Genomic DNA, 25,291 nt, shown 5'->3' with positions numbered 1-25,291 from the left:
CGAAAGAAGGTAAATCTCCCCTGCCCTAGGATACGCCCTGTTGATCGAACCGGAATGCCAAACAGGCTGGCAAACCGGGAAACCAATTTAACAGGAGCCCCGAAATGACCAATCTTGAAGGTAAAACTGCCCTGATTACCGGCGCATCAAGCGGCATTGGTGCCGCAACAGCACGTAAACTGGCACAGGCCGGCGTCACTGTTGGCATTGCCGCCCGTCGTACAGACCGCCTTGAAGCCCTGAAAGCCGATATTGAAGCCAAGGGCAGCAAGGCCATCGTCCTTGAAATGGATGTTTGCGATGTCGCATCCATCAAGGCCGGTGTCGCCAAACTGGTCGATGCCACCGGTGCCATCGACATCCTGTTTAACAATGCCGGGCTGATGCCGCTTTCCGATATTGACCAGTTCAAAACCGACGAATGGCAGCGCATGGTGGATGTAAATATCAATGGTGTTTTAAACACCACGGCGGCCGTACTGCCCCACATGATTGCCGCCAAATCCGGGCATATTTTCAATACATCCTCAATCGCCGGACGCAAGGTTTTTGCTGGCCTGACGGTTTATTGCGCCACCAAACATGCGATCACCGCCTTTTCTGACGGGCTGCGCATGGAGGTAGGTAAAAAACACAATATCCGCGTCACCTGCATTCAGCCCGGCGCTGTCGCAACCGAACTTTACGAACAGATCAGTGACCCGGCCGTCAAAGCGCAAATGGAAGATTTGCGTAAAGAAATGACCTTCCTGGAAGGCGATGACATCGCAAATACCATTCTTTACGCCGCCCAGGCCCCCAAGCATGTCGATCTGGCTGAAATCTTCATCATGCCAACCGAACAAAGCTGGTAATTAACCGGGGTGATGTCCGGTCAAATCCTTACCGGGCATCACTCCAACTTCACCGAAGTACGTCGTACCACGGGCCGATGGTGAGGGTAACGTCCATGTTTTTCCCGACATACTTTTCCTTCTTTGACGGGACATTTTCGTCAGACGGCCAAGTGGCATCACCAACATTCGGGTTTTCATCCAGACTGAAACCATAAGCCATGCCGAATTTCTTGCTGCCATTGGGGCCAAAAATGGTTTTTCCGCCTAACTTGCCATGCTCATCAGAATAGTGCAGGAACTTGGCGTAAAAATCATAAACGCTGGGCTGCCCGTTATACGCATTGGCATGGTCGGTAAACCAGTTTTCGGTTTTGAGCCAGGCCTTCGAGGTATAACCGGCATCTATGACCGGCCCCTTGGGTTTTACTCCATCCAGGGCAACACCGCGCGAAAACGCCTGGAACATAGCGGCTTCCAATTGGCCAAACGCCGCATATTCCTTGGCACTTTCCTGCGTTTTTTTGCCACGCACGGCCTGTATGAAGGGCTGATTTCCCTCAAAATCCTTGCGGGGGATTTCAATGGTCAAATTATCCGGCCCATTAAGCACATATTTCGTGCCATCACAGGTCCCGGCATAAGTCCCGACGGTCGCCGCATTCAACGCCAGGTTCATTTGATTACCCTTTTTGAAGAACGCAGCCACGGTATCCTCCCAGTAACCAGCCAGTCCGTCCGCCTTGGGATGGATCGCAAGCCAGCACTTGGGCGATACAATGGCACTGAACTGACCATCAACAACAACGGGATACCCCGTTCCGGTTGGGCTTGTGTATAACAGCGGCTCAAATCCCTTGGCTTTGGGATGGCTGCTGGTGAATGTGGCAAAGGCATCCCCAATCGCCCCGCGCGTGACATCCGGGCGCACGCCATACACCAAACCGTCGCCCGAAACGGTGAATGACAGATTGAGCCCAAAACAATCAACAGCCGAAACATCATATTGGGCGTTCGGCCCAAATTCAAAAATGTCATAGGGGCCCGGCGGGTTGACAGAAGTTGGCGCGGGGAAAGGATATGCCGCATAGGGCGTAACCATATTGTAAGCAGCAGGCACCGTACCTGTCGGCAAGACAAGGAAAACAAGCCGGTTATTCCCTGTGCTGGAGGTATCGGGCACGTCCACTACCAAAGAATTCCCGCTGCCGCCGGGCACTTTGACATAGGGAACCAAACTGCCCGACGACGGGGCAGAGAATTTACCGTTTTCTCCCAATACCATGACAGACCCTGGGGCCGACGTGATATAGCCTGCGACCCAAAATGTATATTCCGATGGATCCAGTCCGGATTTATTGACGATACTGATGGTATTGAGCGTTTTCATTGTCGCGTTCCTTTTTCACATTGCATGACGCATATCAACGCAACCATTGAGAGATTTGTGAAAAAGATTGTCGATGGGCATGGGAACACTGTAGTCAAACGGGGCTTCATTCAACCGCCTGTAAAACCACAGATAAGTCACCGATAAAAAAACCTCCATTCCCCGATACCAAGGAAATGGAGGTTTAACGAAATTGGTGATGACCGTCAGACCGCAGCCTTTAAGCGGTTGCCTCATCCTTACGCACCGGGCGCGGGCGGCCATTGGCGTCGATGGCGACAAAGGTAAAGGTGGCCTCGGTCACTTTGATGCGCGGTGGCTGGTTGCGGCGCAGAACCCAGGCTTCGAGATGCAGCACCATTGATGTATTGCCAATGCGGTCAATGTCGCCATACACACACACCACATCACCCACATAAACAGGGCGATGAAAGGTCATGCCATCCACTGCGACCGTGGCAACGCGGCCTTCGGCGATCTGACTTGCCAGCACGCCACCGGCTATATCCATTTGTGACATCAGCCAACCGCCGAAAATATCGCCGCTGGGGTTGGTGTCGCCGGGCATTGCCAGGGTTCGCGTGCACATATCGCCACGCGGCATCGCACCTTCATCCTGGGGTTTTTCGTTTTTATTGACCATCTCACTCACTCCTGGTTGCCAAATATCCGGCTTTATTCTGCATTTTTTTCATCGAACCCGGTTGCATTGCAAAAGGAAAAACATTTTTATGAGCCGGTATTCAAATCTTATGGTACTCGTTTACCGGCAGGTGATGCCAGTACGGTATTGGACAGGGTGTTATGCACCACATGCAATAATCGTCGCAGCAAGCCTGACTGACAAATTATGCCATTAAAACAACCAGTTGCGTTCCGGGGAACATGACCGACCTTTTCGAAGATTCAAACCAGAGCACCACCAACGCCTATTCCGCCAAGGATATCGAGGTTCTTGAAGGCCTTGAGCCCGTTCGTCGGCGTCCGGGCATGTATATTGGCGGTACCGATGACACCGCCCTGCACCATTTGGTGGCCGAGATCCTCGATAACTCGATGGACGAAGCGGTGGCGGGCCATGCCGACTGGATCGAACTGGAACTGCAGACCGACAATACTGTTCTGATTCGCGATAACGGCCGTGGTATCCCGACCGACCCACACCCGAAATTCCCCGACAAGTCGGCGCTGGAAGTGATTTTGACCACCCTGCATTCGGGCGGCAAATTTTCCGGCAAGGCCTATGAAACCTCAGGCGGTTTGCACGGTGTGGGCATGTCGGTTGTGAACGCGCTGACCGACAAATTCCGGGTCGAAGTCGCGCGCGACCGCAAACTGGTATTTCAGGAATATTCCAAGGGCACGCCACTGGGTCCGCTTCAAGATGGCGGCACGGTCAATAACCGGCGCGGCACCACGGTTATTTTCCGTCCCGACCCCGAAATTTTTGGGGCGCGTGCCAAACTGAAGCCTGGCACCATTTTCCGCATGGCGCGGTCAAAGGCCTATCTTTACAAGGGCGTTGAAATTCGCTGGTCGTGTGATCCCTCACTTCTGACCAGTGACGACCCAACCCCGCAAAAAGAAGTTCTGAAATTCCCCAACGGCATTTTGGACTATCTGGAAATGACCCTGAAGGGTCGCGAGATGGTGACGGAACGCCCGTTTGCCGGCGAAACCAAATTTGCCGACAGCCCCGGCCGGGTGGAATGGGCCGTGGGCTGGCCCGAAGGCGGCGAAGGGTATTTCCATTCCTATTGTAATACCGTCCCCACCCCGCTCGGCGGCACACACGAGGCCGGTTTCCGCTATGCCCTGACCAAGGCAATCAAGGCCTATGGTGATATGGTGGGCCTGAAAAAAGCCTCAACCATCACCGCCGAAGATGTTTTTGGTGGCGGCTGCATTATGTTGTCCGTCTTTATCCCTGACCCGCAATTTCAGGGCCAGACCAAAGAAAAGCTGGGTACCCAGAACGCCACCAAACTGGTTGAAACCGCGGTTCGCGACCATTTTGACCACTGGCTGACCGGGGATACCGAAAATGCCAAGCGGCTGTTGGAACGCATTGTCATGCGGGCCGAAGAACGCCTGCGCCGCAAGGAAAAGAAAGAAACCAAGCGTCAGTCCGCCACACGGCGCCTGCGCCTGCCAGGCAAGCTGACAGACTGTTCGCGCTCGATTGCAGCGGGTACCGAAATTTTCCTCGTCGAAGGGGATTCGGCTGGTGGATCGGCCAAACAGGCGCGCGATCGCGAAACCCAGGCTGTTTTGCCGCTGCGCGGTAAAATCCTGAACGTGGCGTCGGCCACCCGGGAAAAGATGATGGCGAACCAGGAAATCAAGGACATGATCGAAGCCTTTGGCTGCGGTACAGGGTCTGATTTCAGCCTGAAAGATTTGCGTTACGAACGCATCATCATCATGACCGATGCTGACGTGGACGGGGCGCATATCGCATCCTTGCTCATGACGTTCTTTTATCAGGAAATGCCCGGGCTGATCGAAAATGGCAGCCTGTTCCTTGCCATGCCGCCGCTTTATCGCCTGACACAGGGGGGTAAAAGCATCTATGCGATGGATGATGCCGAAAAGGAACAGTTGCTCAATACCGAGTTTAAAAACCCCAACAAGGTCGAAATCTCGCGCTTTAAAGGTTTGGGTGAAATGCCATCCCAGCAGTTGCGTGACACCACCATGTCGCGGGAAAACCGCACCCTGTTGCGCGTCACCCTGCCCGACGCCGCCGAGCCGGACGGAAAGGAACAGACCAAGGACCTGGTTAACCGCCTGATGGGCAAAAAGCCGGAACTGCGTTTCCAGTTCATTCAGGAACATGCGCGTTTTGTCGAGGATATCGACGTTTAAGGCATTGCAAACATCGTCATCCGTTATCACCAAACCCGGCATTTGCGTGCCGGGTTTTTTGTTGACTATAGCCAGCATGTGCCCGGATCAGACCCAAACACATGACCGGCGCTATTGTAGCGATGCGGCCAAGAAACTTTGCAAAAGCACTGACATTTTCCGATTCCATGACCTATGTTTTGGATGCCAGAGCTTTCAACCGGTCTTGTCCTGGCTTTGCCCCACCCTGACCGTGCAAGCCGCACCCGTTATATTAAGGTCCTCATATTACGTTCCTCGTTCCTGGTTGGAACATCATTCAGGAGTCCGCCTTCCATGTCCGTCAGAACCCGCAAATACGCTTTGCTCGTTGCCGTTATCGGCCTTGTGGCCCCGCTGCTGGGCGCATGCAGTGGCAACATCGTCGAGGCCCCCTATTACGAAACCACCAATGTCGCCGGGTTTAGAAGCTATGCCGCACCATCGAATATCATGGTGATGGAAGTACATGACGGACAAACCGGCATTGATGACGCCCGCTGGGCCAGCCTTCTTTCGAATCACGGGTTTGCCCCGCAATTAGCGTTTATCACCCCAAAAAAGGCCAAGGCCGACATGGCAAGCGCCAGCGCCGATTCCAATGCCCGCAAAGATCACCCGACACTGCGCCCGGATCAACGAATGGTGGTTGTGGTCAATCCCACGCAGGATACCTGGCGCAATGCCATGTGCCAGAACCCGCAAAACACGCCATTAACGCCCGGTGAAAAAACAATTCCTGTCCGTTTTGCCTTCTGTTCGGGCGACAGTGTAATTTCGGAAATCCGGGCAAACATAACAAACCCGATTACCCCGCAACAGATCGACGAGATGGCCCCCACCCTCATCCATTACCTGTTTCCGATCAGCCAGCCTGACCACAATGAAAACCGCTGCTCGCGATTTGCGCCCTGCTAGGTGCCGGTTCGGGCACGTCTAGCGAATCAATGCACTCAGTTCCTTGAATTCCGGCGTGCCCGCCACGCGCAACCATTCAAACATCACGCTTTCGCGGGTGACAATTTTGGCCCCGGCATCGCGCATCCGCTCCAGGCCAAAAATGCGGTCATGCTGCTTGCGCGATGATACGGCATCGGCCACAACAAAAACCTCACGCCCCCGCTCGATCAGGTCCAATACGGTTTGCAGCACACAAACATGGGTTTCCATGCCCGCCACCACGACCTGATCGCGCCCGTGATTCTCTTCAAGTTTTGTCAGAAATTCCTTAGCCCCCAAACAGGAAAAGCTGATTTTATCCACGACATTGCTGCCGTCGCTGTCTTGTTCAAGCAGATCAAGAATGGATTTGGCGGTATGCCCCAGGCCCTTGGGATATTGTTCTGTCACGATCGCGGGAACAGAAAGACGGTTGGCGCATTTTAACAAAAAGCAGCAGGCTTCGATCATTTCAACCGGGTCAAGGCATGCCGGATAAAGCTTCTCCTGAACATCCACAATCACCAGGGTTGAGCGGGCAGCATCCATTAACATCGTTAGCCTCCTTGGGGAATGACGACAACTAAAGCGCGTCTTTCAACCACGATATGTCCGAACCAGGCCCCAAACAAGCGTCGAAGGAGCGAAAAATGCAGGTAAACCACCTTTTTAAAGGCGTTTTTCTTGACTTGGGCCGGGCTTGGCATTACCACCCAAGCAGATTTGTCTCTAAGTAAATCAATCTTTAACGCATTTTTTGCGGGAACCCGAAACATATGACTTTCGCCGATCTCGGTCTGAGCGAAGATATCCTCAAAGCCGTTGCAGACGCCGGTTATGACACACCGACCCCCATTCAGCGCCAGGCCATCCCATCTGTGATGATGGCCCGTGACATTCTTGGCTGCGCCCAAACCGGGACGGGGAAAACGGCCAGCTTTGTGTTGCCGATGCTTGATATTCTTCATCATGGCCGTGCGCGCATGCGGATGCCGCGATCCATTATCCTTGAGCCAACCCGCGAGTTGGCCACCCAGGTGGCACACAATTTTGACACCTATGGCAAATATGTCCCGCTTTCAAAGGCGTTGGTCATTGGCGGAGAATCGTTTGTTGAACAACAAAAGATTCTGGAAAAGGGTGCCGATGTTATCATCGCGACCCCGGGCCGCCTGATTGACACCTTCGAGCGCGGCAAACTGTTGCTGTCGGACTGCAAATTGCTGGTCATCGACGAAGCCGACCGTATGCTTGATATGGGGTTCATTCCCGATATCGAAAAAATCGTCAATATGCTGCCCAAGCAGCGCCAGACGCTGTTCTTTTCGGCCACCATGCCCAAGGAAATCCGTCGCCTTGCCGACAAATTCCTGAGCAACCCGAAAGAAATTACGGTCTCTGCCCCCTCGAGCATGGCAACCACGCTTGAGCATAAATTGCTGGTCATTGACGAAATGGACAAGCGCGAAACCCTTCGCCGCCTGATCCGAAATGAAGATGTCAAAAATGCCTTTGTGTTTTGCAATCGCAAAAAAGACGTCGATATTCTTTACAAGTCACTGACCAAGCACGGCTTTAATGCCGGTCGCATGCACGGCGACCTGGTGCAGAGCGAACGGACCGAGACGCTTGATAAATTCAAAAGCGGCGAAATCACGGTTCTGATCTGCTCGGATGTGGCAGCGCGCGGCATTGACGTTGCCGAAGTCTCGCACGTTTTTAACTTTGACGTGCCCTTCAATGCCGAGGATTACGTTCACCGTACCGGTCGTACAGGCCGTGCGGGGCGCGATGGCAAGGCCTTCACCCTTGCGACACCAGAAGATGGCAAACTGGTGGAGGCGATCAACAAAACCATCAATATGTCGATTCCGCTCACCTCAATTGAGGGAATCGAAACCCTGGAGCTGGACTTTAGCGGCAAGAAGCGCCGGAACAAGCGCAACAGCCGCAAAGGGAATGACCGCAGCGACCGCAATGACCGGAATACCCGCAACGCATCGCGGCGTGATACATCCCAAAACCAGGACGCCCCAAACAACCAGCCCGCAGCAGCATCCCCTGCCAAACCGGCAGAACCGGCACCGCAGGCCAGCAAGCGGGACAATCTCGCACCTAGCGGCAATTCGGGCGCCAACAGCAATAACAATACCGCGCCCCGTCATGTGCGCGACCCGCGTGAAGATCGCCATCAAAACCGCCCGCAGCGCGACCGTAAAAACAATCACCGTCGCGACCGGGATGACCATGACGACAAACCGGTCATTGGTATGGGCGACCATGTCCCGGCCTTTTTGCTGACCCCTGTTCCGCAATCGTCCCTTCGTCGGCCCGTTGCCGCCGAAAAAGATGATAGCGACAACGAAAACAACAACACACCGGCGAAAAAGACAGGTCGCAAGACCACCGGTCGCAAAACGGCCAGCCCGCGCAGAAACCGCAAACCGGCCCCAACTGCAAACGACCAAGCCAAAGAGGCTGTAAAATCAGCCACCGAGGTAAAAGCACCTGCAGAGGCTCCGGCAAAAGAACCGGTTGAGACGGCTGAAAAGCCAGCACCTGTTGCCACTACCGCTGCCCCGGCATCGGAAAATACGGCATCAGGCGATACTGGCCAAGCCATTGACGCACCGGCGAAAGAAACCACAGCCGACGTTAAAGCCGAAGCCGACAAACCCGCCGAAGGTGAAGCAAAAGCGGTAGAAGCCGAGACCGAAGCAAAACCGGCCAAGGCGAAAACAACCCGTGCACCGCGCAAACCGCGTGCCAAGGCGGCGGCAAAACCCAAAACCGCCAGCAAAACGGCAAAAGCGCAAAGTAGTGATGGTGAAGACGTCAAAGCCAATGCCGAGGGAACCGAACAGGCAGAGGGTGAAACCGCCAAGCCGAAAAAAGCTGCGGCCAAAAAACCTGCCAAGCCCCGCGCACCGCGTAAACCACGCAAAAAGGCCGAATCTGCGCCCAAGGATGCCGATAGCGGCACAACCGAAGGCCCGGCTGCAACCAGCACCGAGCCCGCTACATCAGGGCAGACCAGTTAACACACGACAATATCTCTGTTACAAGCAAAACAAAGGCCGCCGAAACACATTTCGGCGGCCTTTGTTATGGTTAATACAAAACCATTATACGGCGCGGAACAGACCAGTTGATGTTTTGCGTTCCATTGGTTTGCGACGGCGCATCAATTTCAGCATCGTTTCAATCGAGATCGATTGCAGCGTGGCATAGGTAATGGCTTCGATTTCGTCCATGACAAGCGACAGCGCAACCCCCGCATTGGTTTCCTGGACAATACCGTTTGAGGGGCCCGCACCGACCTCCTCGAACAGCTCCACCACATCAAGCAGGGTTGTCCGTTTGGCATTGCCACAAAACCGATACCCGCCCCCGGCACCACGTACCGATTCCACAAGCCCGGCACGGCCCAGATCGCGCAGGACCTTGGCCAGATGGTTGGTGGAAATATTGTAACGTTCGGCAATTTCGGATGCCGAGAGCTGACGTTCACTATCTTCTGCCAGTTCCAGAACCGCATAAAGGGCAAACAATGTCGCCTTTTGCAAAGACATCATGGCTTAGCCCTCCTCTTCCATATCGGTTTCAAGCTGGATGAAAGGCCCAGCCATCATGCCCTGGGCGCGGAAAAACGACATCAGGTCGGTCGCATCACGCGGGATCATGGTACGTACCTTTTGAACACCGGCATGGCGAAAACAACGGCAAATTTCGCGATAAAGAATGGTCCCAATGCCACCCATACGCAAATCAGGCTCGACACTAACCGTGCCAACCCAGCCACACGGGACAGAATTAAACTCCCATGAACGAACTTCACCAAAGATACAGCCCAAAAGGGTCTCGCCCTCTTCTGCCACCAGGAAAAAACGGCTGTCCTTGCGATTGCCATAACGCACAAAAAGATCATCCCAGTATTCGGGCTTGCGCAGTCCGGTCGTGCGCTCGTCAAGATCTACAACAGTCGGCAGGTCTTCTTTGACGGCGGGCCGGATATTGATTTCATGATCATCGATATAAACCCGGTTATGTCCCGGTTTGTTATTTGCTGCGTCCACCAAAATAGCCTTTCCTGTACCGCAGACACCTCGCAAGCACCTGCGCCCTCGCCAGGCAATGTCGCCCATCCCAAATGCGTAATTCAGTACGATTATACTACACCGTCCGGATGGCAGGCAGCAATGATAAGTTCCACCCCATGTCCTGAGAGCGCACCTGTTTTACAGGAGGACGCAAAAGAACAAAGTACCTGCCGGTACCATATTGGCATCTTCCCACAGTCGCAAGGTTTTACGGGTGCCTGACCTGCAATACCGCTCCCCTGGTTCTATCGCAACAGTTAATCCTGTTTGACCGGGGCAAAACACCCAAACAGAAAGCAGGTTACAGCCCGGTTCAACCTGTACGCTGTTGCCCGCAAACATCGCAGATTATCCGGGCGATATATCACGCAATGATTGACAGAACGCCCAAGTCGTGGCTTATCGCGGCCAAGAGATTGCTGCGCAAAACCTGCCAATCGGGCAAAATATTTGCGCAGCGCGCATTCGCCATCTATCTGCATTTTCGTCAAAGGGAGTAGGCACGCTATGGCGCGCAACGGTTTTGATGCAATTGACCGCAATATTCTTCGGGAAATTCAGGAAGATGGCCGCATCTCGATGGTGGAACTGGCCGACAAGGTGGGCCTGTCTGTTTCACCCTGCCTGCGGCGGCTCCGCAAACTCGAGGAAAGCGGCGTTATTCGCAAATATGTTGCCCTGCTGGATCCGTCACACCTGCATTTGGGCGTGAATGTTTTTGTCACCGTTTCCCTGACCCAGCATGATGAACCCTCGCTCAGACGCTTTGAAACGGCCGTGCAGCAGCACCCGGAAATTGTCGATTGTTATGCGATGGTTGGCAATCAGGACTATATGATGCGGATCGTGGTCCAGGACCCCGCCGCCTATCAAAAATTCCTGTCCGAGGTTATGATGAAACTGCCCGGTGTGGCCAATATCAAATCCAGTTTCACCCTGCACGAAGTCAAAAACAGCACCCGCCTGCCCGTTCCCGAAACCGACTGAGCCTTTGCCGGTTTTGGTTTGCCCGCCATTTTATCAGCGCCCGTGCAAGCCCCAAACCGGCCCGGCACAACAGCCTAATTTTTGACAAAGCCTGCCGCGTTGCGCGGGATGATGCTGGGAAACAGCACAGCCAATGTAAAACCGCGGGCCAGAAAAAACAGATTAAACGCCGCCCACAGGGCATGATTGCTTTGCAGAGCCACGGCCCCCCAGGCCAATAATGCAAACACGGCAACCGAACATATCATCATGTTGCGCCAGTGGCGCGTTTGCATCGCCCCTAAAAACACCCCGTCAAACTGAAACCCCAGCACACCTGTAACCGGCAGGACCACAGCCCAGGGCAGGAATGAATATGCCGCGTCACGCACCTCGGTAATGCTGGTCAGCCCGTTAATAATCGGTATGCCACACAGGGCGAAAACCAGCGTCATCACAAAGGCAGAAACACCCGCCCAAAGGGTGGTTTTGCGCACCGCCCATAAAAACTGTTTGCGCCGTTCCGCCCCATAAGCCTGCCCCACCAGGGTTTCAGCCGCATGGGCAAAGCCATCCAGCGCAAAGGAGGCAAACATCAGGAAATTTTGCAAAACCGCGTTGGCCGCCAGGGTCACTTCGCCAAAACGGGCACTAAAGGTTGTGAACAGGGCAAAGGCCGATGTCAGTGCCAGAGTGCGAATAAAAATGTCACCATTGACCTTCATCAGACGCAACAAGCGGATGCGGTCAAACAGCACCACATCGCGCCAGCGCCCACCCAGCCGCTTTAAATGCGGCTGCATTAAAAACCAGCCCAGAATAACGCCGGAATAATCGGCAATCACGGTTGCCCCGGCCACCCCGCGCACATCCCAGCCAAAGCCCTGCACAAACAGAATATCCAGCACGATATTAAGCGAGTTCAAAACAACCTGAAAAATAAATACCGCCCGGCTGTCCCGCATCGCCAGCAACCAGCCCAACATGCAATATTGCATCAAGGTTGCCGGGGATGCCCAAATACGAACATGAAAATAATCCCGGGCGGCGGCCTCAACGTCAGGAGTCGGTGCTATCAACCGCATGGCAAGCTCAATAATCGGCCATTGCAGCAGCATCACCAAGGCCCCGCCAGCAACCGCAATCATCGCCCCACGGGCAAAAACAGCCCGTACTTCCTGCGCATCACGCCGACCCGATGCCTGGGCAGCAAGCCCGGTGGTGGCCATGCGCAAGAAACCGAAGCTCCAGAAAACATAACTGAAAATCAACGCCCCGACGGCAACCGCACCAATGTAGTGTGGGCTATCGAGGTGCCCCACCACGGCGGTATCAACCGCACCCAACAACGGTACTGTGGCATTGGACAGAATGATGGGAACCGTAAGTGCAAGAACGCGCCTGTCCCCTTTACCCAACCAGCGGCGAGAAATTGGCATTGATCCCTCATCAGTCCTGAAAAATCTTCGGCAATGTTGAATAACAACCGAATAACTGGCGTTTTCCAATTATTCTCATGTCATATCCCGCAATCTCCGGCATGGCGAGGTTTGTTTGCCAAAACCAGGCAAGTGACAGGAAAACTTGCGTCAATTTCAGTGCATTATCGATAGATTGTTATTTGTATCCAATATACATCGAAAAGCATATCAGGATCATATACAGCACAGATAAAAACCGCTTACCCACAAATCGCCTAAACCTCAAAGGCATATCAACCCAAGAGTGTTATTTCGGAAAAATTCCATAATTGGCGGGCTTTATAAAAGATCATTCCAAAATGGGGTATTTCGCGCCCCCAGCACACACGATATTTTATCCACAGCCTTATCCACATTTAAAACCCGATTTAAGACAATCGGGTACAAACCCTTGCCCTAAACAAGGGTTTCCGGCAGGGTGCGGGTTTACGTGATTATATTTCGGGAACGCACACATGTCGCAAACTGCCCTTGAAGGGCCGGAATTTCCGGCTGTATCGGGAACAACCAAAAGCATCGTGATTTTTTTGCACGGTTATGGCGCCGATGGCGCCGACCTGATTGGTCTGGCCCCGGAATTGGCAAAGTTCCTGCCAGATACCGCTTTTTACGCGCCCAATGCCCCCCACCCTTGCGAAATGTCGCCGTTCGGGCGGCAATGGTTCAGCCTGGCGTCCTATGATCCCGAATTTTTGCGCCGCAATGCCGAAACCATGCCAAGCGCGCTAAAGGCACTGACCCAAGGCGCACGGGAAAATACCACATCAATTGCCGCCTTCATCGAAGACGTGCTAGCACGCCATAAGCTGAGTGCAGATCATCTCGCTCTGGTCGGATTTTCCCAGGGCACCATGATGGCCCTGCAACTGGCACCACGTTATGCGCAGAAAATTGCCGGTGTTGTCGGTTTTTCCGGGGCCTTGCTGGGCAGCGATACCCTTGCAAGCGAAATCAAATCGCGCCCGCCCGTCACCCTGATCCACGGCAGCGACGACCCGGTTGTACCGGTTCAGGCATCACAATTGGCGCAGACGGCACTCGCCGAAAACGGCTTTGACGTCAGCTATCACGAACGCCCCGGCCTGCCACATGGCATTGATGGCGAAGGGCTGACAATCGCGGCACGTTTTCTGAGTGAAAAACTGTCATGACATAGGGTGGCATTTTGCCACCCGCTTTGCCCCCCCAAAAACAAAACCCGCCATTTTGACGTGGCGGGTTTTATCTATTTTAGCTTCGCGGACATATGGAAAACCGGACAAAGATTCCGATGAACGGCCTTATGCCGGATCAGCCATTATTTTCCGGCGGCATCGCATCATTGCCCGACGGGGCCTCGTCACTGGCATCCAGGCATTCCTTGACCCAAACATCATAAACCGGATGCTGAAGTGCTGAAAGCCCCGGCGTGGAAGCAAACATCCAGCCATCAAAAACCTCGACATCGGTTTTATCTTCGGAACGATGGTCGGTAATCTCAAGGAAGCTGGCACTTTCGGGCCGTTCTTCGGGCGGGGTACGATAACAGGCATCCACCTTAATGGTCAGCGAGCCGAAATTAACACTTTGCCCCACCGGTACTTCAAAGGTGGAAATACGCGCCGTAATTTTATCAAGCCCCTGAAGCTGCGCGACATCGGCCTTGCGATAATCCAGCGCGGACGCATTATGGATAAAACCGGCCATCAAACTGGCGGTCAACACGCCCGTTGCCAGCAGGGATTTTACAGTCATTGGGATTATTTCTCCGCCGTCCCGTAGGGATTTTCCAGTTCTGCAACAACATCGCGCAACACAGCGCGAAACTGTTCTTCATCACATCCCATCAACAGGGCATCTTCCAATGCGTCCTGCATCATCGCCCGCAGTTCGACGAAATTTTCGTTCAGAACCTTGATCTTCTCAACGCAGGATAGCGGTGCACCGTCAGGATTATGCCAGACAGGCATGTCTTTGGTCATGTCCGACTTGCTCATGATCTGCTCCGCTCTGTCTTGGGGACCAAATGTTAAAACAACATCTGATCTTGCTGCGCCAAAAGATGCAAACCAAAACGGGCGAAATCATGACAAATCGCTGATTTGCATAAAGTTTCGCCCGTTAGCACAGTTTTATTTTCCTGCAGGCGCAAGATCCGGTGCCGATTCCTTGCTGCCGCTGCCGCCCTGCGACTTATTGGAATAAATCACCTGCCCGATCAATTCCTCAAGGTTCACAGAACCTTGCGTATATTCAATGGTACCACCCGGCTTGATCATGTCAATGTCACCGCCCGGTTCGAGCGAGACAAACTTGCCGCCCAAAAGACCATCCGACGCAATTTTGGCCGCACTATCGGTCGGCAGTTCCACATCGGGCTTAATCTTCATGTGGACAACGGCCATATAGGTTTTCGGGTCCAGGTCCTGGGAAATCACGGAACCAACCTTCACACCGGAAATCCGCACATCGTTGCCGGTTGCCAAACCGTCAATACGGTTAAAGCTCGCCGAAAGCTCATAGCCCCCGTCAACCGAACTTAACCCGGCACGCGAATAGGAAAAAAAGGCGAAAGCGACCGCAACGCAAATAACCGCGCCACCTGCCAGTGTTTCGACCAGCCTGTTGCCCATACCTTAAACCCATCCTTGCAATGTTACATATAAATCCGGCTGTGCCATTATTCGGCCCCTATCCGGTCCATCAGCCTTCCGGCGACCAGGACTGGTAGTCACCCGTCGCCTTGGCGCGCTGACCACCTTCGTAATCGTGCCCCTTGGGGCGATAGGCGTGTTTGGTGCCCGTCAGGTTTGGCTGATGTTCTTTTTGCCATTCATAACGGTCTTCCGGCTTTTCAGACAGCGGCGCATCCAGTGTGTAATGCAGCCAGGCGTGCCATTCTGCCGGGACCTTGGAGCCTTCATCAATGCCCTTGTAAATCACCCAACGCTTGGCTTTGCGGCCCGGCGTCGCCTTTTTTTCGGTATAATAGACATTACCAAAACGGTCTTCGCCCACGCGTTTGCCAAACAGCGAAGTAAAGATACGGGTCCCGACGGTGGCCATATTTGCGGTCTCTCTCCAAATTGTGTTGCCCTGCCATACAGGACGATGGCGCGCGAACGCGCACCAAGGACAATTACGCACCCTATATGTCCCGATGTTTGTCCAAAGTCAATGTTTCAAGCCGTCACGCCGCACCGTGTGGCGCAGAATCTACAAAGTGGTTCAAGGCATTTGTCAGGCCATAATATTTCCCCACAAGCGCATGAGAAAGCACGACTCTTTGTAAAGATGCGGTTTGCGCCCTTTGTCCCCCGGGTTATCCACAGACCACACCCTGCATAAAGCGGCTGAAAACAAAGGAAAACTGTAGTTTTAGCAATCCGAAACAGCAGCGTTTTTCACATAAATTACATGAACTTAGACGTCAGATTGTGTCAGATTTAGTCAGGATTGAAAATGTTATTAACGCTCAATGCTGGATTCAAATCGCAAACGAGTTTAGGTTGGGCATCACACATTTTGTGGCGGGTTGCGACATACTATATATAGCGTATCGGGCACGAGTCCCCGATTGACCGCCAGACAGAGCCGGTAAAAAACCCCGACGCTGCAAAGCCTTACCGGGGATTCAATTATTGTTAACCAGATCGGCAAAAAATTCATTTCAGCGAAAAAACACCGGAACCGCTACATGTAGTGGTTAATTTCATGTCAACCACAAAGTTTGGTGGACGAGGCGATTTTCATCGCCTTATAATGCGCTCCCGACGGGACATGATCCCAGGGGGAACCCACCAAACAAACCGGCCAGACCAAATCGACCCTTTTAAAAAGGTCGGACGGGGTGGCTTGACGTTTTGAGCAAACAATATCTGGTTACGAGACCCAAAGCGCACAGCGCCTTTCTCAAAACCGGAAACGGAGCAAACCATGCGGATTACCAGGCAGTTCACACAGGACGGTGTCAGCCCGTATGCTGATATCGAATTTCGCAAGTCATCCTGCAAAATCAAAAACCCGGACGGATCGACGGTTTTTGAAATGAACGACATTGACGTGCCGTCAGGTTGGTCACAGGTGGCAAGCGACGTTCTTGCCCAGAAATATTTCCGCAAGGCCGGTGTTCCGGTTGCCTTGAAGCCGGTTAAGGAAAAAGACGTTCCCGAATGGCTGTGGCGCCACGAGGCCGACAAGCCCGCCCTGGAGAAAATGCCCGCTGAAGAACGCTATACCAGCGAACTGAGCGCAACCCAGGTATTTGACCGTCTTGCCGGCACCTGGGCCTATTGGGGCTGGAAAGGCGGCTATTTTGATGCCGAATCCGATGCCCGCGCCTTCTTTGATGAAATGCGCTACCAGCTAGCCCATCAGATGGGCGCGCCGAACTCGCCACAATGGTTCAATACCGGTTTGCATTGGGCCTATGGCATCGATGGTCCGGCCCAGGGGCATTCCTATGTCGATTATAAAACCGGCAAGCTGACCAAATCCACCGGTGCCTATGAACATCCGCAGCCCCATGCCTGCTTCATCCAGTCCGTTTCCGACGATCTGGTTAATGAAGGCGGCATCATGGACCTTTGGACTCGTGAAGCCCGCCTGTTCAAATATGGCTCGGGTACCGGGTCGAACTTCTCGAATGTGCGCGGCGAAGGCGAAGCCCTTTCGGGTGGTGGCCGTTCATCGGGCCTGATGAGCTTCCTTAAGATTGGCGACCGTGCTGCTGGGGCGATCAAGTCTGGTGGCACCACGCGCCGGGCCGCAAAAATGGTGGTTGTCGATATCGACCATCCCGATATTGAAAAATATATCGACTGGAAAGTTGTTGAAGAACAAAAGGTTGCCGCCCTTGTTGCCGGTTCCAAACTGGCCGAAAAGCACCTGAGTGCGGTTCTGAAAGCCTGCAACAACTGGGACGGTGCCGCCGATTCCGAAGAGCGCCTGAACCCGCGCAGCAACCCGCAGCTCAAAGAAGCGATTCTGGCCGCGCGTGCAGTGATGATCCCCGATTCTTACATCAACAAGATCATCCAGTTTGCCCGCGAAGGCTTCACCGACATCAGCTTCAAAACCTATGATACCGACTGGGATTCGGAAGCGTATCTGACCGTTTCGGGTCAGAACTCCAATAACTCTGTCCGTGTCTCGAACGACTTTTTGCAGGCGGTGCTGGATGACGGTAACTGGAACCTGATCCGTCGTACCGACGGCAAGGTATCGGAAACCATCCGTGCCCGCGATTTGTGGGACAAAGTGGGCGAAGCCGCCTGGGCCTGTGCTGACCCGGGCATCCAGTATGACACCACCATCAATGAATGGCATACCTGCCCGAATTCCGGCCGCATCAATGCGTCCAACCCATGTTCGGAATATATGTTTCTGGATGATACCGCCTGTAACCTGGCCTCCATGAACCTTATGAACTTCCGGTCCGATGATGGCGGCATTGACATTGCAGCCTATGAACATGCCGTTCGTTTGTGGACCGTGGTTCTGGAAGTTTCGGTTTTGATGGCACAGTTCCCGTCAGACCGCATTGCCGAACTGTCCTATCGTTACCGCACCCTTGGCCTGGGCTATGCCAATATTGGTGGCCTGCTCATGAGCATGGGCATTTCCTATGACAGCGATGAAGGCCGGGCGATTTGCGCGTCCCTGACCGCAATCATGTGTGGTGTTTCCTATGCCACGTCCGCCGAAATGGCCGGTGAACTGGGCGCATTCCCGGGTTATGCCGACAATGCCAAGGAAATGCTGCGCGTGATGCGCAACCATCGCCGTGCCGCACATGGTGAACAGGAAGGCTATGAAGGCCTGTCGGTTAATCCGGTGCCGCTGCTGGCCGCTGACAGCCCCTATGCAGAGCTTCCGGTTGCGGCCCGTGCCGCATGGGACAAGGCGCTGGAACTGGGTGAAAAGCATGGCTATCGCAATGCACAGACCACCGTTATTGCCCCGACAGGCACCATCGGCCTGGTCATGGATTGCGACACCACCGGGATCGAGCCGGATTTCGCACTGGTGAAATTCAAAAAACTGGCTGGTGGCGGTTACTTCAAGATCATCAACCGCACGGTGCCGGTTGCCCTGGCAACGCTGGGCTATACCGAACGGCAAATTCGCGACATTGAAAAATACGCGGTTGGCCACGGCACGCTCGAAGGTTCGCCCTCCATCACCCACGACGCGCTGCGCGCCAAGGGCTTTGATGATGATGCGATTGCCAAAATCGAAGGTGCGCTTGAAAACGCCTTCGACATCAAATTTGTCTTTAACAAATACACCTTTGGTGAAGAATATTGCGTCAAGCAGCTTGGCCTTGATGCCAAGGCGATCAACGATATCAGCTTTGACATGCTGGCCGCCCTTGGCTTTGGCAAAAAGGAAATCGAAGCGGCAAACACCTATGTTTGTGGCGCGATGACCCTGGAAGGTGCGCCGCATCTGCGCGATGAAGACCTGCCGGTCTTTGATTGTGCCAATCCGTGTGGCCGCATTGGCAAACGCTATCTGTCGGCTGACAGCCACATTCGCATGATGGCCGCTGCCCAGCCGTTTATTTCGGGCGCGATTTCCAAGACCATCAACATGCCCAACAATGCCTCGATCCAGGATTGCAAGGATGCCTATATCCATTCCTGGAAACTGGGCCTGAAGGCAAATGCGCTGTATCGTGATGGCTCGAAACTCAGCCAGCCGCTGAATTCCGCCCTGGTGGAAGAAGACGATTACGCCGATCAGCCGACGGCGGCCAAGGCCACCGAAGCATCGGAAAAAATCGTCGAAAAAATCATCGAGCGCGTTATTCGCGGGGACCGGCGTTCGCTGCCGTCACGTCGCAAGGGCTATACCCAAAAGGCCACCGTCGGCGGCCACAAGGTTTACCTGCGCACTGGCGAATATGAAGACGGCAAGCTGGGTGAAATCTTCATCGACATGCACAAGGAAGGGGCTGCTTTCCGCTCGTTGATGAACAATTTTGCCATCGCGGTTTCCATTGGCCTGCAATATGGCGTGCCGCTGGAAGAATATGTCGAAGCCTTCACCTTTACCCGGTTTGAACCCTCGGGCATGGTTTCGGGCAACGATGCGATCAAGATGGCAACCTCCATCCTGGATTACATGTTCCGCGAACTGGCAATTTCGTACCTTGGCCGGAACGACCTGGCCCATGTTCAGCCGTCCGACGTTCTGCCCGATGCCGTTGGCAAGGGTGTGGCCGAAGGCGACCTGGGCGAAGAAGCCAAGGCCGAAGACCGCGCCATTGAAACCATCCGCAAGGTAGCCTCCAGCGGCTTTGTCCGTCGCAACCTGTATGTTGTGGATGGCGGCGCGCCGGTTGAGGAACGTGTGGTGATGAAGGCCACCGGCACCGATCATGCCCATTCGCATGATCACAGCCACAAGGCCGAAACCGCCAGCATCGCAACCACCGCAGCACCTAGCAGCGGCGACACCGCGATCCTCAATGCCAGTGAAGAGGTGATGTCGGCAACGGATGCCAAACTGGACCGTATCCGCGAAGCCCGCATGAAAGGCTATGAAGGCGATGGTTGCCCGGAATGCGGCAATTTCACCCTGGTGCGGAACGGCACCTGCCTGAAATGCGATTCTTGCGGCAGCACCACCGGTTGTTCTTAAGGCCTAGGGCCTCCAGCCTTACCAACTTTCAGCTTTAATCAGCAATCCGGCCGGGATCACCTCCCGGCCGGTTTCTATTTCGCCCCAAACAGAGAATAAAAAAATGACCCTCCCGCAATTTGGCAAAGAAACCGCCCTGATTGTCCTTGATGTGCAAAAGGCGATTGATGACCCCAAATGGGCGTCAAAAAACAATCCGGGTTATGTTGAAAAAATCGTTAATCTGCTGACCGCGTTCCGCGCGGCAAAGCTGCCGGTCATCCATATCCGCCATGATGAACCGAACCCCGCATCAACCTATCATACGTCGGGCGCGGGCAATGCCCTCAAACCGGAGGTCGCCCCCTTGCCGGGCGAACCGCTCATTGCCAAAAGCGTCAATTGTGCCTTCATCGGTACCGAGCTCGAAAAAAACCTGCGTGATCAGGGCATTACCCGGCTGATCTTTACCGGTGTCGTTATTCACAATTCGATGGATGCGTCCATTCGCGTGGCCCACTGCCTGGGTTTTGATGTGATATTGCCGCAGGATGCCACAACCGCGATTGACGTTATGGATGCCAAGGGTGTCCGCCATGATGCGCAAACCGTGTTTGACCTGTTTGCCGCTGTTCTGGCTTCGGAATATTGCACCCTTTCCACCAGCCAGGACATAATCAGGGCCCTGCCCTGACCTTTTTCTCTGGTCACAAACAATAAGGTCATGCAGGAACAAGCGGTTTTGTTCGGCGTTATGATTTGGTTCACACGCCGCTGCCAAATGTGGCGCGCAGGTTCAAAAACAACACGGGCATTATAACAGGAGTTTTAAATGGCAATGAGCCGCGTTCTTGGTGCAGCCTTACTGGTAATTGGCGTTTTGCTGTTGGTGTTTGGCATGAATGCCACCGACAAGCCAGTTGAAGAATTATCCAATACCTTCCTGGGTCACTATACTGATCAAACCATGTGGTATCTGGTTGGCGGCGGCGCTGCTGCCGTTGCCGGCTTTTTGATGGTCCTGTTTGGCGGCCGTCGCCGTTAATTTGGCGAAAAAACAAAAAAAGTAACGGTTTCTTCCGATGAAATTGCATTCATCGGTTCCCATATAAAGGGTCGCGTTATAATCTCTGTCTCTGCGCAGGTTATAATGTTGTTATCTTGGGTGTTTTCGCATCGGGAGAAACCTACATGTCCCATAATGGACAGCGACTGTCGGACAAAATCATTATCGCCCATCGTCAGGCTGTTGAAGAAGGCAAGGCTGAAGTTGCGGAAATGCTGATTCAGGCCCTGGAGATTGACGCGTCCTATGTCGGTGGACCGACGCCGGAAAAGCGCGAAAACCTGGACGATGTCGAAGCCGCCTTTATGCTGCAGGCAGAATTTCGCGCCAAGCATAATCGCGGCGCGTAATATCTTCCCTCGTCATCATTTAACCAGACTATTTCCCGAACGGTCAAAAAACCGGTGGTATCGCCTGTTTGCGAACAGATTGTTGCCAAACACGGGCTGGTCGAATGCCCATTCGCGCGCAATGATGACCGTAACAGATGTCACTTTGCGCGAGAAAATCCCATGATCCACCCCGCAAGTTCCGAAACCCCGTCGCTGGCGCCGATTTTCATTTCGCATGGTTCCCCCATGCTGGTCGCGCGCCAAAGCACACCCGCCTTTGACTTCCTGCACCGCGAGCTTGGCCCCCATCTTGACGGGGTAAAGGCAATCATGGTGGTTTCGGCCCACTGGCAGGCCGCAACGCCAACCGTTTCCACAGCGCCGCGTCAGGAAACAATCCACGATTTTTACGGTTTTCCTGATGCGCTTTATCAACTGCATTATGACGTGGCCGGGGCCCCGGAACTGGCCCGCAACATTGCCGAACGCCTGGATTTTGCCACCGATGATGCGCGCGGGCTTGATCACGGGGCCTGGATGCCGCTGATCCTGGCCCGTCCCCAGGCCGATATTCCGGTCTTTCAACTTTCAATGCTGGAACGGGGCAGCCCGGCGGATCATTACGCGCTTGGCCAAAAATTGCGGTCCCTGCGCGAGCTTGGCGTATTGGTCATCGGCAGTGGCGCAATGACCCATAATTTGCGCAGCCTGGACCCCAATGACGGCCCGCATATTGACCCGTGGGCCGAAGAATTTTGTGACTGGATGGTCAGCCACACCAACCAGCATGATATCGACAGCCTGCTGGCTTATCGCACCAAGGCCCCCCATGCCCGTATGGCGCACCCCCATGATGATCATTTGATGCCGTTTTATGTGGCCCTGGGGGCGGCAGACGATAACTATGTCAGTAAAACCCTGCATCACAGCATTGAATTTGCCAACCTTGCCATGACCGCCCTGCGCTTTTACGATCAGCAAGAAGCCAACAAAGCAGCGTAAAACAACAGGAAGGTTATTTTTGCAACAGTTTCAAACCCGGCTGAATATTCGCACCCACGGGCAGGGCCTGATTGAATTTACCCCCGATGTGGAACGCTTCGTTGCGGACTGCGCCATTGAAAACGGCCTGCTGACGGTCTATTGCGCCCATACCTCGGCCAGCCTGACCATTCAGGAAAATGCCGACCCCGATGTGCAATATGACCTGCAGGTCTTTTTCAAACGACTGGTCAAAGAAGACCCGTCGCTTTACCGGCATACTTGCGAAGGCCCGGATGATATGCCAGCCCATATCCGCGCGGCCCTGACCAATGTGTCGCTCTCCATTCCCGTTACCAACGGACGGGCGGTGCTAGGCACATGGCAGGGAATTTACCTGTTTGAACATCGCACCACCCCGCATCATCGGCAGGTACATCTTCACCTGATCGGCCAGTAAACAAACCGCATTTCATTATGACTGTGCTGTTTGCGGGGTTATGACGATTTCCAGATTGGGGATCATATCCAGCACAACCGCCTCCGCCCCGGCCTTTGCGGTGAAGTTCAGGCGATTTTTCGTCGATGGCGTTATGCTAAACCCCTGCAGAAAATTCTTTTCGGCCGGCTGATTGATTTCCAGCCCAGCAAAGTCGGTAATACCGAAGGCCCCGCCCCCGGCCTGTTCAAACTCGGCCTTCAGGCGGTTTTTCCAGCCCGTCGTATCGAATTTATACTTCACCAAAAACAGCGTTGGAAAAGTGTTCTCTTCATCGACAACAACGGTCGTATGGGCTTTGGCATCCTCGCCAATTCTGGTGCTGACACCCTGATCAGCCAAACAGGACCGGCATTGATCAAGCGTATCGTTGGCCTCGAACGCGATGCCACTAAAGCCGTGATGGTTTGTATCACGCAGGCCGAACCGCTTGGTGAATTTGATGAATTCGATATTCAAATCACCAAAATTCACCCCGGCACTGGCATAATCCTCGCCTTCCATCAGGTCCCAGGCAAAGGGCAAAGCAAACTTTTCAGCCACCTCTCCCGCCACTTTTCCCGGTTCATCCACTTCAACCATCAGATGGTCCAATTTGAACATTTTAATCCTCAATCTCAATCTCAATAACCTATCCAACAGCCTTGCTGGCAGAATGCCGCCGTTTGCGACCATAAAGTGCCAAGGCGCTATGCACGGCCAATGTCGTAATCACAACGGCACCGGCAATCAAGGTGGTGCGCGAAGGCACTTCGCCGATAAACAACCACACCAGGCCGGAGCCTAAAATCGCCTCGGTCAACATGATCAGCCCCACCTCGGCTGCCGGAATGCGTTTTGCCCCCATTGATATGAACGTAAAAGACAGCGGCAAAACCAGACATCCCAGCAAGACAAGCCATAATGGATCCCACGGATAAAGCGCGGTTGGCCTTGCCACCGGTGCGACAAAAACAGCCACCAGCAAGGCCCCGACCATCATGGCGCGCACGGTATCAACCTTGATGCAAACGCCCAGAACATTGAAATAGCACGCCATACAAATGGCCGTGCCCAATGCCAGCAGATCGCCCAGCATATTGGCCCCGCCAAAACCGCTGCCGACAATGGTTGCCAAAGCGACAAACACCACAATCGAGGCAATCCAGGTGCGCATGGCCTGACGACGGCGAAACAGAAACGCCCCGATCAGACCACTTAACAACGGCGTTGCGGCAATAATCACCAATGTATTGGCCGCATCGGTATTTTTGATCGACAAAATGAAACAGGCACTGGTACCGCCATAAAACAACCCGGCGAGGATTTCCTGGCGCGTGGGGCAAACGGCCTGCCACAAGGTTTGGCGTGCCCGCATCCCGCGCCACATGGCCGCCACCATCAGGGTAAGTCCCAAAATCAGCAACCGCCAGAAGGCCGTTGTCATATCATCGGCCTTGATCAACCGGATCAACAGGGCATCGGGGCTCAGGATTGTGATACCCAGCAAGGCCAGCCAACCGCCATGTACCCGATCAAGCCAGCTTGTTCCGCCCGGCATCACACATTCCCCTTTTTCCTTTTGTGTTTCAACTCACTGCCCTGCTTTTGCCTGTTAAAACCGCAAATGACAAATGAGCAATTTGGAACAGTCGCAAAAGGATCGGTCAAGGATGGCATGTTTCACACAAAGAAACGGTTTTTTTTATCCGCCAAGACCGATAGATTACGCCCACGCATAAAAACAGGCCCTAACAAAGGAAGCATTCATGTCTGGTAAAATTGAAACCCGTCTTGCCGATCTTGGCATCACTTTGCCTGCCGCCAATGCACCGGTTGCCAATTATCTGCCCTATGTGCAGTCAGGCAATCTGGTTCATGTCTCGGGCCAGATCACAATGGAAAATGGCGAGCTGAAATTTGTCGGCAAGCTGGGCAAGGATTACGGCGTGGAAGAAGGCCAAAAGGCCGCCCGCCTGTGTGCCTTAAACCTGATTGCGCAGGTTCGTGCGGCCATTGGCGACCTGGATAAAGTCACCCGCGTTGTCAAACTCAATGCCTTTGTCAATTCCGCCCCGGAATTTACCGACCAGCCCAAGGTCGTTAACGGTGCATCAGATACCATGGTCGAAATTTTTGGTGATGCTGGCAAACATGCACGTTCGGCCGTGGGTGTGGCGTCGCTGCCGCTCGGCGTTGCTGTTGAAATTGACGGCATTTTTGAAGTCGCCTGA

26 protein-coding genes are annotated in these 25,291 nt (G+C 53.9%); 13 read left to right on the top strand and 13 right to left on the bottom strand.

Going from position 1 to position 25,291, the window contains the following annotated elements; genetic code table 11:
* Positions 1–104 precede the first annotated feature (104 nt).
* On the top strand, positions 105–854 hold the full coding sequence (locus LF95_RS05895) for an SDR family oxidoreductase (RefSeq protein WP_073954097.1): 750 nt from the start codon (positions 105–107) through the stop codon (positions 852–854).
* A 49-nt stretch (positions 855–903) separates the two neighbouring features.
* On the opposite strand, the gene LF95_RS05890 is transcribed toward LF95_RS05895, so the two are convergent.
* Together LF95_RS05890 and LF95_RS05885 are read right to left on the bottom strand one after the other, a co-directional pair.
* Positions 904–2,223: a beta-1,3-glucanase family protein gene (locus LF95_RS05890; protein ID WP_073954096.1), complete on the bottom strand. Its 1,320-nt coding sequence runs from the start codon at positions 2,221–2,223 to the stop codon at positions 904–906.
* Positions 2,224–2,443: 220 nt separating this feature from the next.
* On the bottom strand, positions 2,444–2,866 hold the full coding sequence (locus LF95_RS05885; protein ID WP_073954095.1) for an acyl-CoA thioesterase: 423 nt from the start codon (positions 2,864–2,866) through the stop codon (positions 2,444–2,446).
* Between the two features lie 242 nt (positions 2,867–3,108).
* Between LF95_RS05885 and parE the strand changes: the two genes are divergently transcribed.
* Together parE and LF95_RS05875 are read left to right on the top strand one after the other, a co-directional pair.
* Positions 3,109–5,091, top strand: a complete 1,983-nt coding sequence (parE, locus tag LF95_RS05880; RefSeq protein ID WP_073954094.1) for a DNA topoisomerase IV subunit B — start codon at positions 3,109–3,111, stop codon at positions 5,089–5,091.
* Positions 5,092–5,406: 315 nt separating this feature from the next.
* The gene (locus tag LF95_RS05875; RefSeq protein WP_073954093.1) at positions 5,407–6,027 is read left to right on the top strand and encodes a hypothetical protein; all 621 of its coding nucleotides are present in this window, start codon (positions 5,407–5,409) and stop codon (positions 6,025–6,027) included.
* Between the two features lie 18 nt (positions 6,028–6,045).
* Here LF95_RS05875 and LF95_RS05870 read toward each other — a convergent pair whose 3' ends face one another.
* The gene (locus tag LF95_RS05870; protein WP_073954092.1) at positions 6,046–6,603 is read right to left on the bottom strand and encodes a hydrolase; all 558 of its coding nucleotides are present in this window, start codon (positions 6,601–6,603) and stop codon (positions 6,046–6,048) included.
* 2 nt (positions 6,604–6,605) lie between these two features.
* A complete protein-coding gene (locus tag LF95_RS05865; RefSeq protein ID WP_073954091.1) occupies positions 6,606–6,824 on the bottom strand; it encodes a hypothetical protein in 219 nt (72 codons plus the stop codon).
* On the opposite strand from LF95_RS05865, the gene LF95_RS05860 reads away from it, so the two are divergent.
* Positions 6,825–9,089, top strand: coding sequence for a DEAD/DEAH box helicase (locus LF95_RS05860; RefSeq protein ID WP_083607525.1), 2,265 nt, complete (start codon positions 6,825–6,827; stop codon positions 9,087–9,089).
* 84 nt (positions 9,090–9,173) lie between these two features.
* Here the strand turns inward: LF95_RS05860 and LF95_RS05855 are convergent, their stop codons facing one another.
* Both LF95_RS05855 and LF95_RS05850 read right to left on the bottom strand, forming a co-directional pair.
* Entirely contained in the window at positions 9,174–9,623 is a 450-nt protein-coding gene (locus LF95_RS05855) for an Rrf2 family transcriptional regulator (protein ID WP_073954090.1), read from the bottom strand.
* A 3-nt stretch (positions 9,624–9,626) separates the two neighbouring features.
* Complete coding sequence (locus LF95_RS05850; RefSeq protein ID WP_252509666.1) at positions 9,627–10,124, bottom strand: GNAT family N-acetyltransferase; 498 nt, start codon at positions 10,122–10,124, stop codon at positions 9,627–9,629.
* A gap of 531 nt (positions 10,125–10,655) precedes the next feature.
* Between LF95_RS05850 and LF95_RS05845 the strand changes: the two genes are divergently transcribed.
* Positions 10,656–11,135: an Lrp/AsnC family transcriptional regulator gene (locus tag LF95_RS05845; protein ID WP_073954089.1), complete on the top strand. Its 480-nt coding sequence runs from the start codon at positions 10,656–10,658 to the stop codon at positions 11,133–11,135.
* Between the two features lie 74 nt (positions 11,136–11,209).
* On the opposite strand, the gene LF95_RS05840 is transcribed toward LF95_RS05845, so the two are convergent.
* Positions 11,210–12,553 (bottom strand): MATE family efflux transporter, encoded by a 1,344-nt coding sequence (locus LF95_RS05840; protein WP_073954088.1) that lies wholly within the window; start codon positions 12,551–12,553, stop codon positions 11,210–11,212.
* A gap of 497 nt (positions 12,554–13,050) precedes the next feature.
* Between LF95_RS05840 and LF95_RS05835 the strand changes: the two genes are divergently transcribed.
* The gene (locus LF95_RS05835) at positions 13,051–13,746 is read left to right on the top strand and encodes an alpha/beta hydrolase (RefSeq protein WP_073954087.1); all 696 of its coding nucleotides are present in this window, start codon (positions 13,051–13,053) and stop codon (positions 13,744–13,746) included.
* Between the two features lie 139 nt (positions 13,747–13,885).
* On the opposite strand, the gene LF95_RS05830 is transcribed toward LF95_RS05835, so the two are convergent.
* The 4 genes from LF95_RS05830 to LF95_RS05815 all read right to left on the bottom strand — a co-directional run bounded on the left by LF95_RS05830 (position 13,886) and on the right by LF95_RS05815 (position 15,640).
* A complete protein-coding gene (locus LF95_RS05830; RefSeq protein WP_083607523.1) occupies positions 13,886–14,329 on the bottom strand; it encodes a DUF2155 domain-containing protein in 444 nt (147 codons plus the stop codon).
* 5 nt (positions 14,330–14,334) lie between these two features.
* Complete coding sequence (locus LF95_RS05825) at positions 14,335–14,571, bottom strand: hypothetical protein (protein ID WP_083607522.1); 237 nt, start codon at positions 14,569–14,571, stop codon at positions 14,335–14,337.
* Between the two features lie 135 nt (positions 14,572–14,706).
* On the bottom strand, positions 14,707–15,207 hold the full coding sequence (mlaD, locus tag LF95_RS05820) for an outer membrane lipid asymmetry maintenance protein MlaD (RefSeq protein ID WP_073954086.1): 501 nt from the start codon (positions 15,205–15,207) through the stop codon (positions 14,707–14,709).
* Positions 15,208–15,277: 70 nt separating this feature from the next.
* Entirely contained in the window at positions 15,278–15,640 is a 363-nt protein-coding gene (locus LF95_RS05815; RefSeq protein WP_073954085.1) for an NADH:ubiquinone oxidoreductase subunit NDUFA12, read from the bottom strand.
* A gap of 870 nt (positions 15,641–16,510) precedes the next feature.
* On the opposite strand from LF95_RS05815, the gene LF95_RS05810 reads away from it, so the two are divergent.
* The 6 genes from LF95_RS05810 to LF95_RS05785 all read left to right on the top strand — a co-directional run bounded on the left by LF95_RS05810 (position 16,511) and on the right by LF95_RS05785 (position 23,039).
* The gene (locus tag LF95_RS05810) at positions 16,511–20,221 is read left to right on the top strand and encodes a vitamin B12-dependent ribonucleotide reductase (protein WP_073954084.1); all 3,711 of its coding nucleotides are present in this window, start codon (positions 16,511–16,513) and stop codon (positions 20,219–20,221) included.
* Between the two features lie 103 nt (positions 20,222–20,324).
* The gene (locus LF95_RS05805; RefSeq protein WP_073954083.1) at positions 20,325–20,894 is read left to right on the top strand and encodes a cysteine hydrolase family protein; all 570 of its coding nucleotides are present in this window, start codon (positions 20,325–20,327) and stop codon (positions 20,892–20,894) included.
* A gap of 138 nt (positions 20,895–21,032) precedes the next feature.
* The gene (locus LF95_RS05800) at positions 21,033–21,245 is read left to right on the top strand and encodes a DUF3185 family protein (RefSeq protein WP_073954082.1); all 213 of its coding nucleotides are present in this window, start codon (positions 21,033–21,035) and stop codon (positions 21,243–21,245) included.
* A 146-nt stretch (positions 21,246–21,391) separates the two neighbouring features.
* Positions 21,392–21,616, top strand: coding sequence for a hypothetical protein (locus LF95_RS05795; protein WP_073954081.1), 225 nt, complete (start codon positions 21,392–21,394; stop codon positions 21,614–21,616).
* A gap of 162 nt (positions 21,617–21,778) precedes the next feature.
* A complete protein-coding gene (locus tag LF95_RS05790; protein WP_073954871.1) occupies positions 21,779–22,600 on the top strand; it encodes a DODA-type extradiol aromatic ring-opening family dioxygenase in 822 nt (273 codons plus the stop codon).
* Positions 22,601–22,619: 19 nt separating this feature from the next.
* Positions 22,620–23,039 (top strand): secondary thiamine-phosphate synthase enzyme YjbQ, encoded by a 420-nt coding sequence (locus tag LF95_RS05785; protein ID WP_073954080.1) that lies wholly within the window; start codon positions 22,620–22,622, stop codon positions 23,037–23,039.
* Positions 23,040–23,054: 15 nt separating this feature from the next.
* Here the strand turns inward: LF95_RS05785 and LF95_RS05780 are convergent, their stop codons facing one another.
* Together LF95_RS05780 and LF95_RS05775 are read right to left on the bottom strand one after the other, a co-directional pair.
* Complete coding sequence (locus LF95_RS05780) at positions 23,055–23,681, bottom strand: hypothetical protein (protein WP_073954079.1); 627 nt, start codon at positions 23,679–23,681, stop codon at positions 23,055–23,057.
* A gap of 28 nt (positions 23,682–23,709) precedes the next feature.
* A complete protein-coding gene (locus LF95_RS05775; RefSeq protein ID WP_073954078.1) occupies positions 23,710–24,618 on the bottom strand; it encodes a DMT family transporter in 909 nt (302 codons plus the stop codon).
* A 208-nt stretch (positions 24,619–24,826) separates the two neighbouring features.
* On the opposite strand from LF95_RS05775, the gene LF95_RS05770 reads away from it, so the two are divergent.
* On the top strand, positions 24,827–25,291 hold the full coding sequence (locus tag LF95_RS05770; RefSeq protein ID WP_073954077.1) for a RidA family protein: 465 nt from the start codon (positions 24,827–24,829) through the stop codon (positions 25,289–25,291).

The organism is Thalassospira sp. TSL5-1 (assembly GCF_001907695.1).
Classification (GTDB): Bacteria; Pseudomonadota; Alphaproteobacteria; order Rhodospirillales; family Thalassospiraceae; genus Thalassospira.
This window is presented reverse-complemented; position numbering and strand designations above follow the sequence as displayed.

Excerpts from the sequence above, each read along its gene's own strand:
- LF95_RS05890 (WP_073954096.1), bottom strand. The coding sequence starts at position 2,223 with ATGAAAACGCTCAATACCATCAGTATCGTCAATAAATCCGGACTGGAT.
- LF95_RS05845 (WP_073954089.1), top strand. The coding sequence starts at position 10,656 with ATGGCGCGCAACGGTTTTGATGCAATTGACCGCAATATTCTTCGGGAA.
- LF95_RS05775 (WP_073954078.1), bottom strand. The coding sequence starts at position 24,618 with ATGCCGGGCGGAACAAGCTGGCTTGATCGGGTACATGGCGGTTGGCTG.
- LF95_RS05860 (WP_083607525.1), top strand. The coding sequence starts at position 6,825 with ATGACTTTCGCCGATCTCGGTCTGAGCGAAGATATCCTCAAAGCCGTT.
- LF95_RS05795 (WP_073954081.1), top strand. The coding sequence starts at position 21,392 with ATGTCCCATAATGGACAGCGACTGTCGGACAAAATCATTATCGCCCAT.
- LF95_RS05885 (WP_073954095.1), bottom strand. The coding sequence starts at position 2,866 with ATGGTCAATAAAAACGAAAAACCCCAGGATGAAGGTGCGATGCCGCGT.
- LF95_RS05790 (WP_073954871.1), top strand. The coding sequence starts at position 21,779 with ATGATCCACCCCGCAAGTTCCGAAACCCCGTCGCTGGCGCCGATTTTC.
- LF95_RS05805 (WP_073954083.1), top strand. The coding sequence starts at position 20,325 with ATGACCCTCCCGCAATTTGGCAAAGAAACCGCCCTGATTGTCCTTGAT.
- LF95_RS05870 (WP_073954092.1), bottom strand. The coding sequence starts at position 6,603 with ATGTTAATGGATGCTGCCCGCTCAACCCTGGTGATTGTGGATGTTCAG.
- LF95_RS05825 (WP_083607522.1), bottom strand. The coding sequence starts at position 14,571 with ATGAGCAAGTCGGACATGACCAAAGACATGCCTGTCTGGCATAATCCT.
- LF95_RS05840 (WP_073954088.1), bottom strand. The coding sequence starts at position 12,553 with ATGCCAATTTCTCGCCGCTGGTTGGGTAAAGGGGACAGGCGCGTTCTT.
- LF95_RS05800 (WP_073954082.1), top strand. The coding sequence starts at position 21,033 with ATGGCAATGAGCCGCGTTCTTGGTGCAGCCTTACTGGTAATTGGCGTT.
- LF95_RS05875 (WP_073954093.1), top strand. The coding sequence starts at position 5,407 with ATGTCCGTCAGAACCCGCAAATACGCTTTGCTCGTTGCCGTTATCGGC.
- LF95_RS05830 (WP_083607523.1), bottom strand. The coding sequence starts at position 14,329 with ATGACTGTAAAATCCCTGCTGGCAACGGGCGTGTTGACCGCCAGTTTG.
- LF95_RS05865 (WP_073954091.1), bottom strand. The coding sequence starts at position 6,824 with ATGTTTCGGGTTCCCGCAAAAAATGCGTTAAAGATTGATTTACTTAGA.
- LF95_RS05895 (WP_073954097.1), top strand. The coding sequence starts at position 105 with ATGACCAATCTTGAAGGTAAAACTGCCCTGATTACCGGCGCATCAAGC.
- LF95_RS05815 (WP_073954085.1), bottom strand. The coding sequence starts at position 15,640 with ATGGCCACCGTCGGGACCCGTATCTTTACTTCGCTGTTTGGCAAACGC.
- mlaD (WP_073954086.1), bottom strand. The coding sequence starts at position 15,207 with ATGGGCAACAGGCTGGTCGAAACACTGGCAGGTGGCGCGGTTATTTGC.
- LF95_RS05835 (WP_073954087.1), top strand. The coding sequence starts at position 13,051 with ATGTCGCAAACTGCCCTTGAAGGGCCGGAATTTCCGGCTGTATCGGGA.
- LF95_RS05810 (WP_073954084.1), top strand. The coding sequence starts at position 16,511 with ATGCGGATTACCAGGCAGTTCACACAGGACGGTGTCAGCCCGTATGCT.
- LF95_RS05780 (WP_073954079.1), bottom strand. The coding sequence starts at position 23,681 with ATGTTCAAATTGGACCATCTGATGGTTGAAGTGGATGAACCGGGAAAA.
- LF95_RS05770 (WP_073954077.1), top strand. The coding sequence starts at position 24,827 with ATGTCTGGTAAAATTGAAACCCGTCTTGCCGATCTTGGCATCACTTTG.
- LF95_RS05855 (WP_073954090.1), bottom strand. The coding sequence starts at position 9,623 with ATGATGTCTTTGCAAAAGGCGACATTGTTTGCCCTTTATGCGGTTCTG.
- parE (WP_073954094.1), top strand. The coding sequence starts at position 3,109 with ATGACCGACCTTTTCGAAGATTCAAACCAGAGCACCACCAACGCCTAT.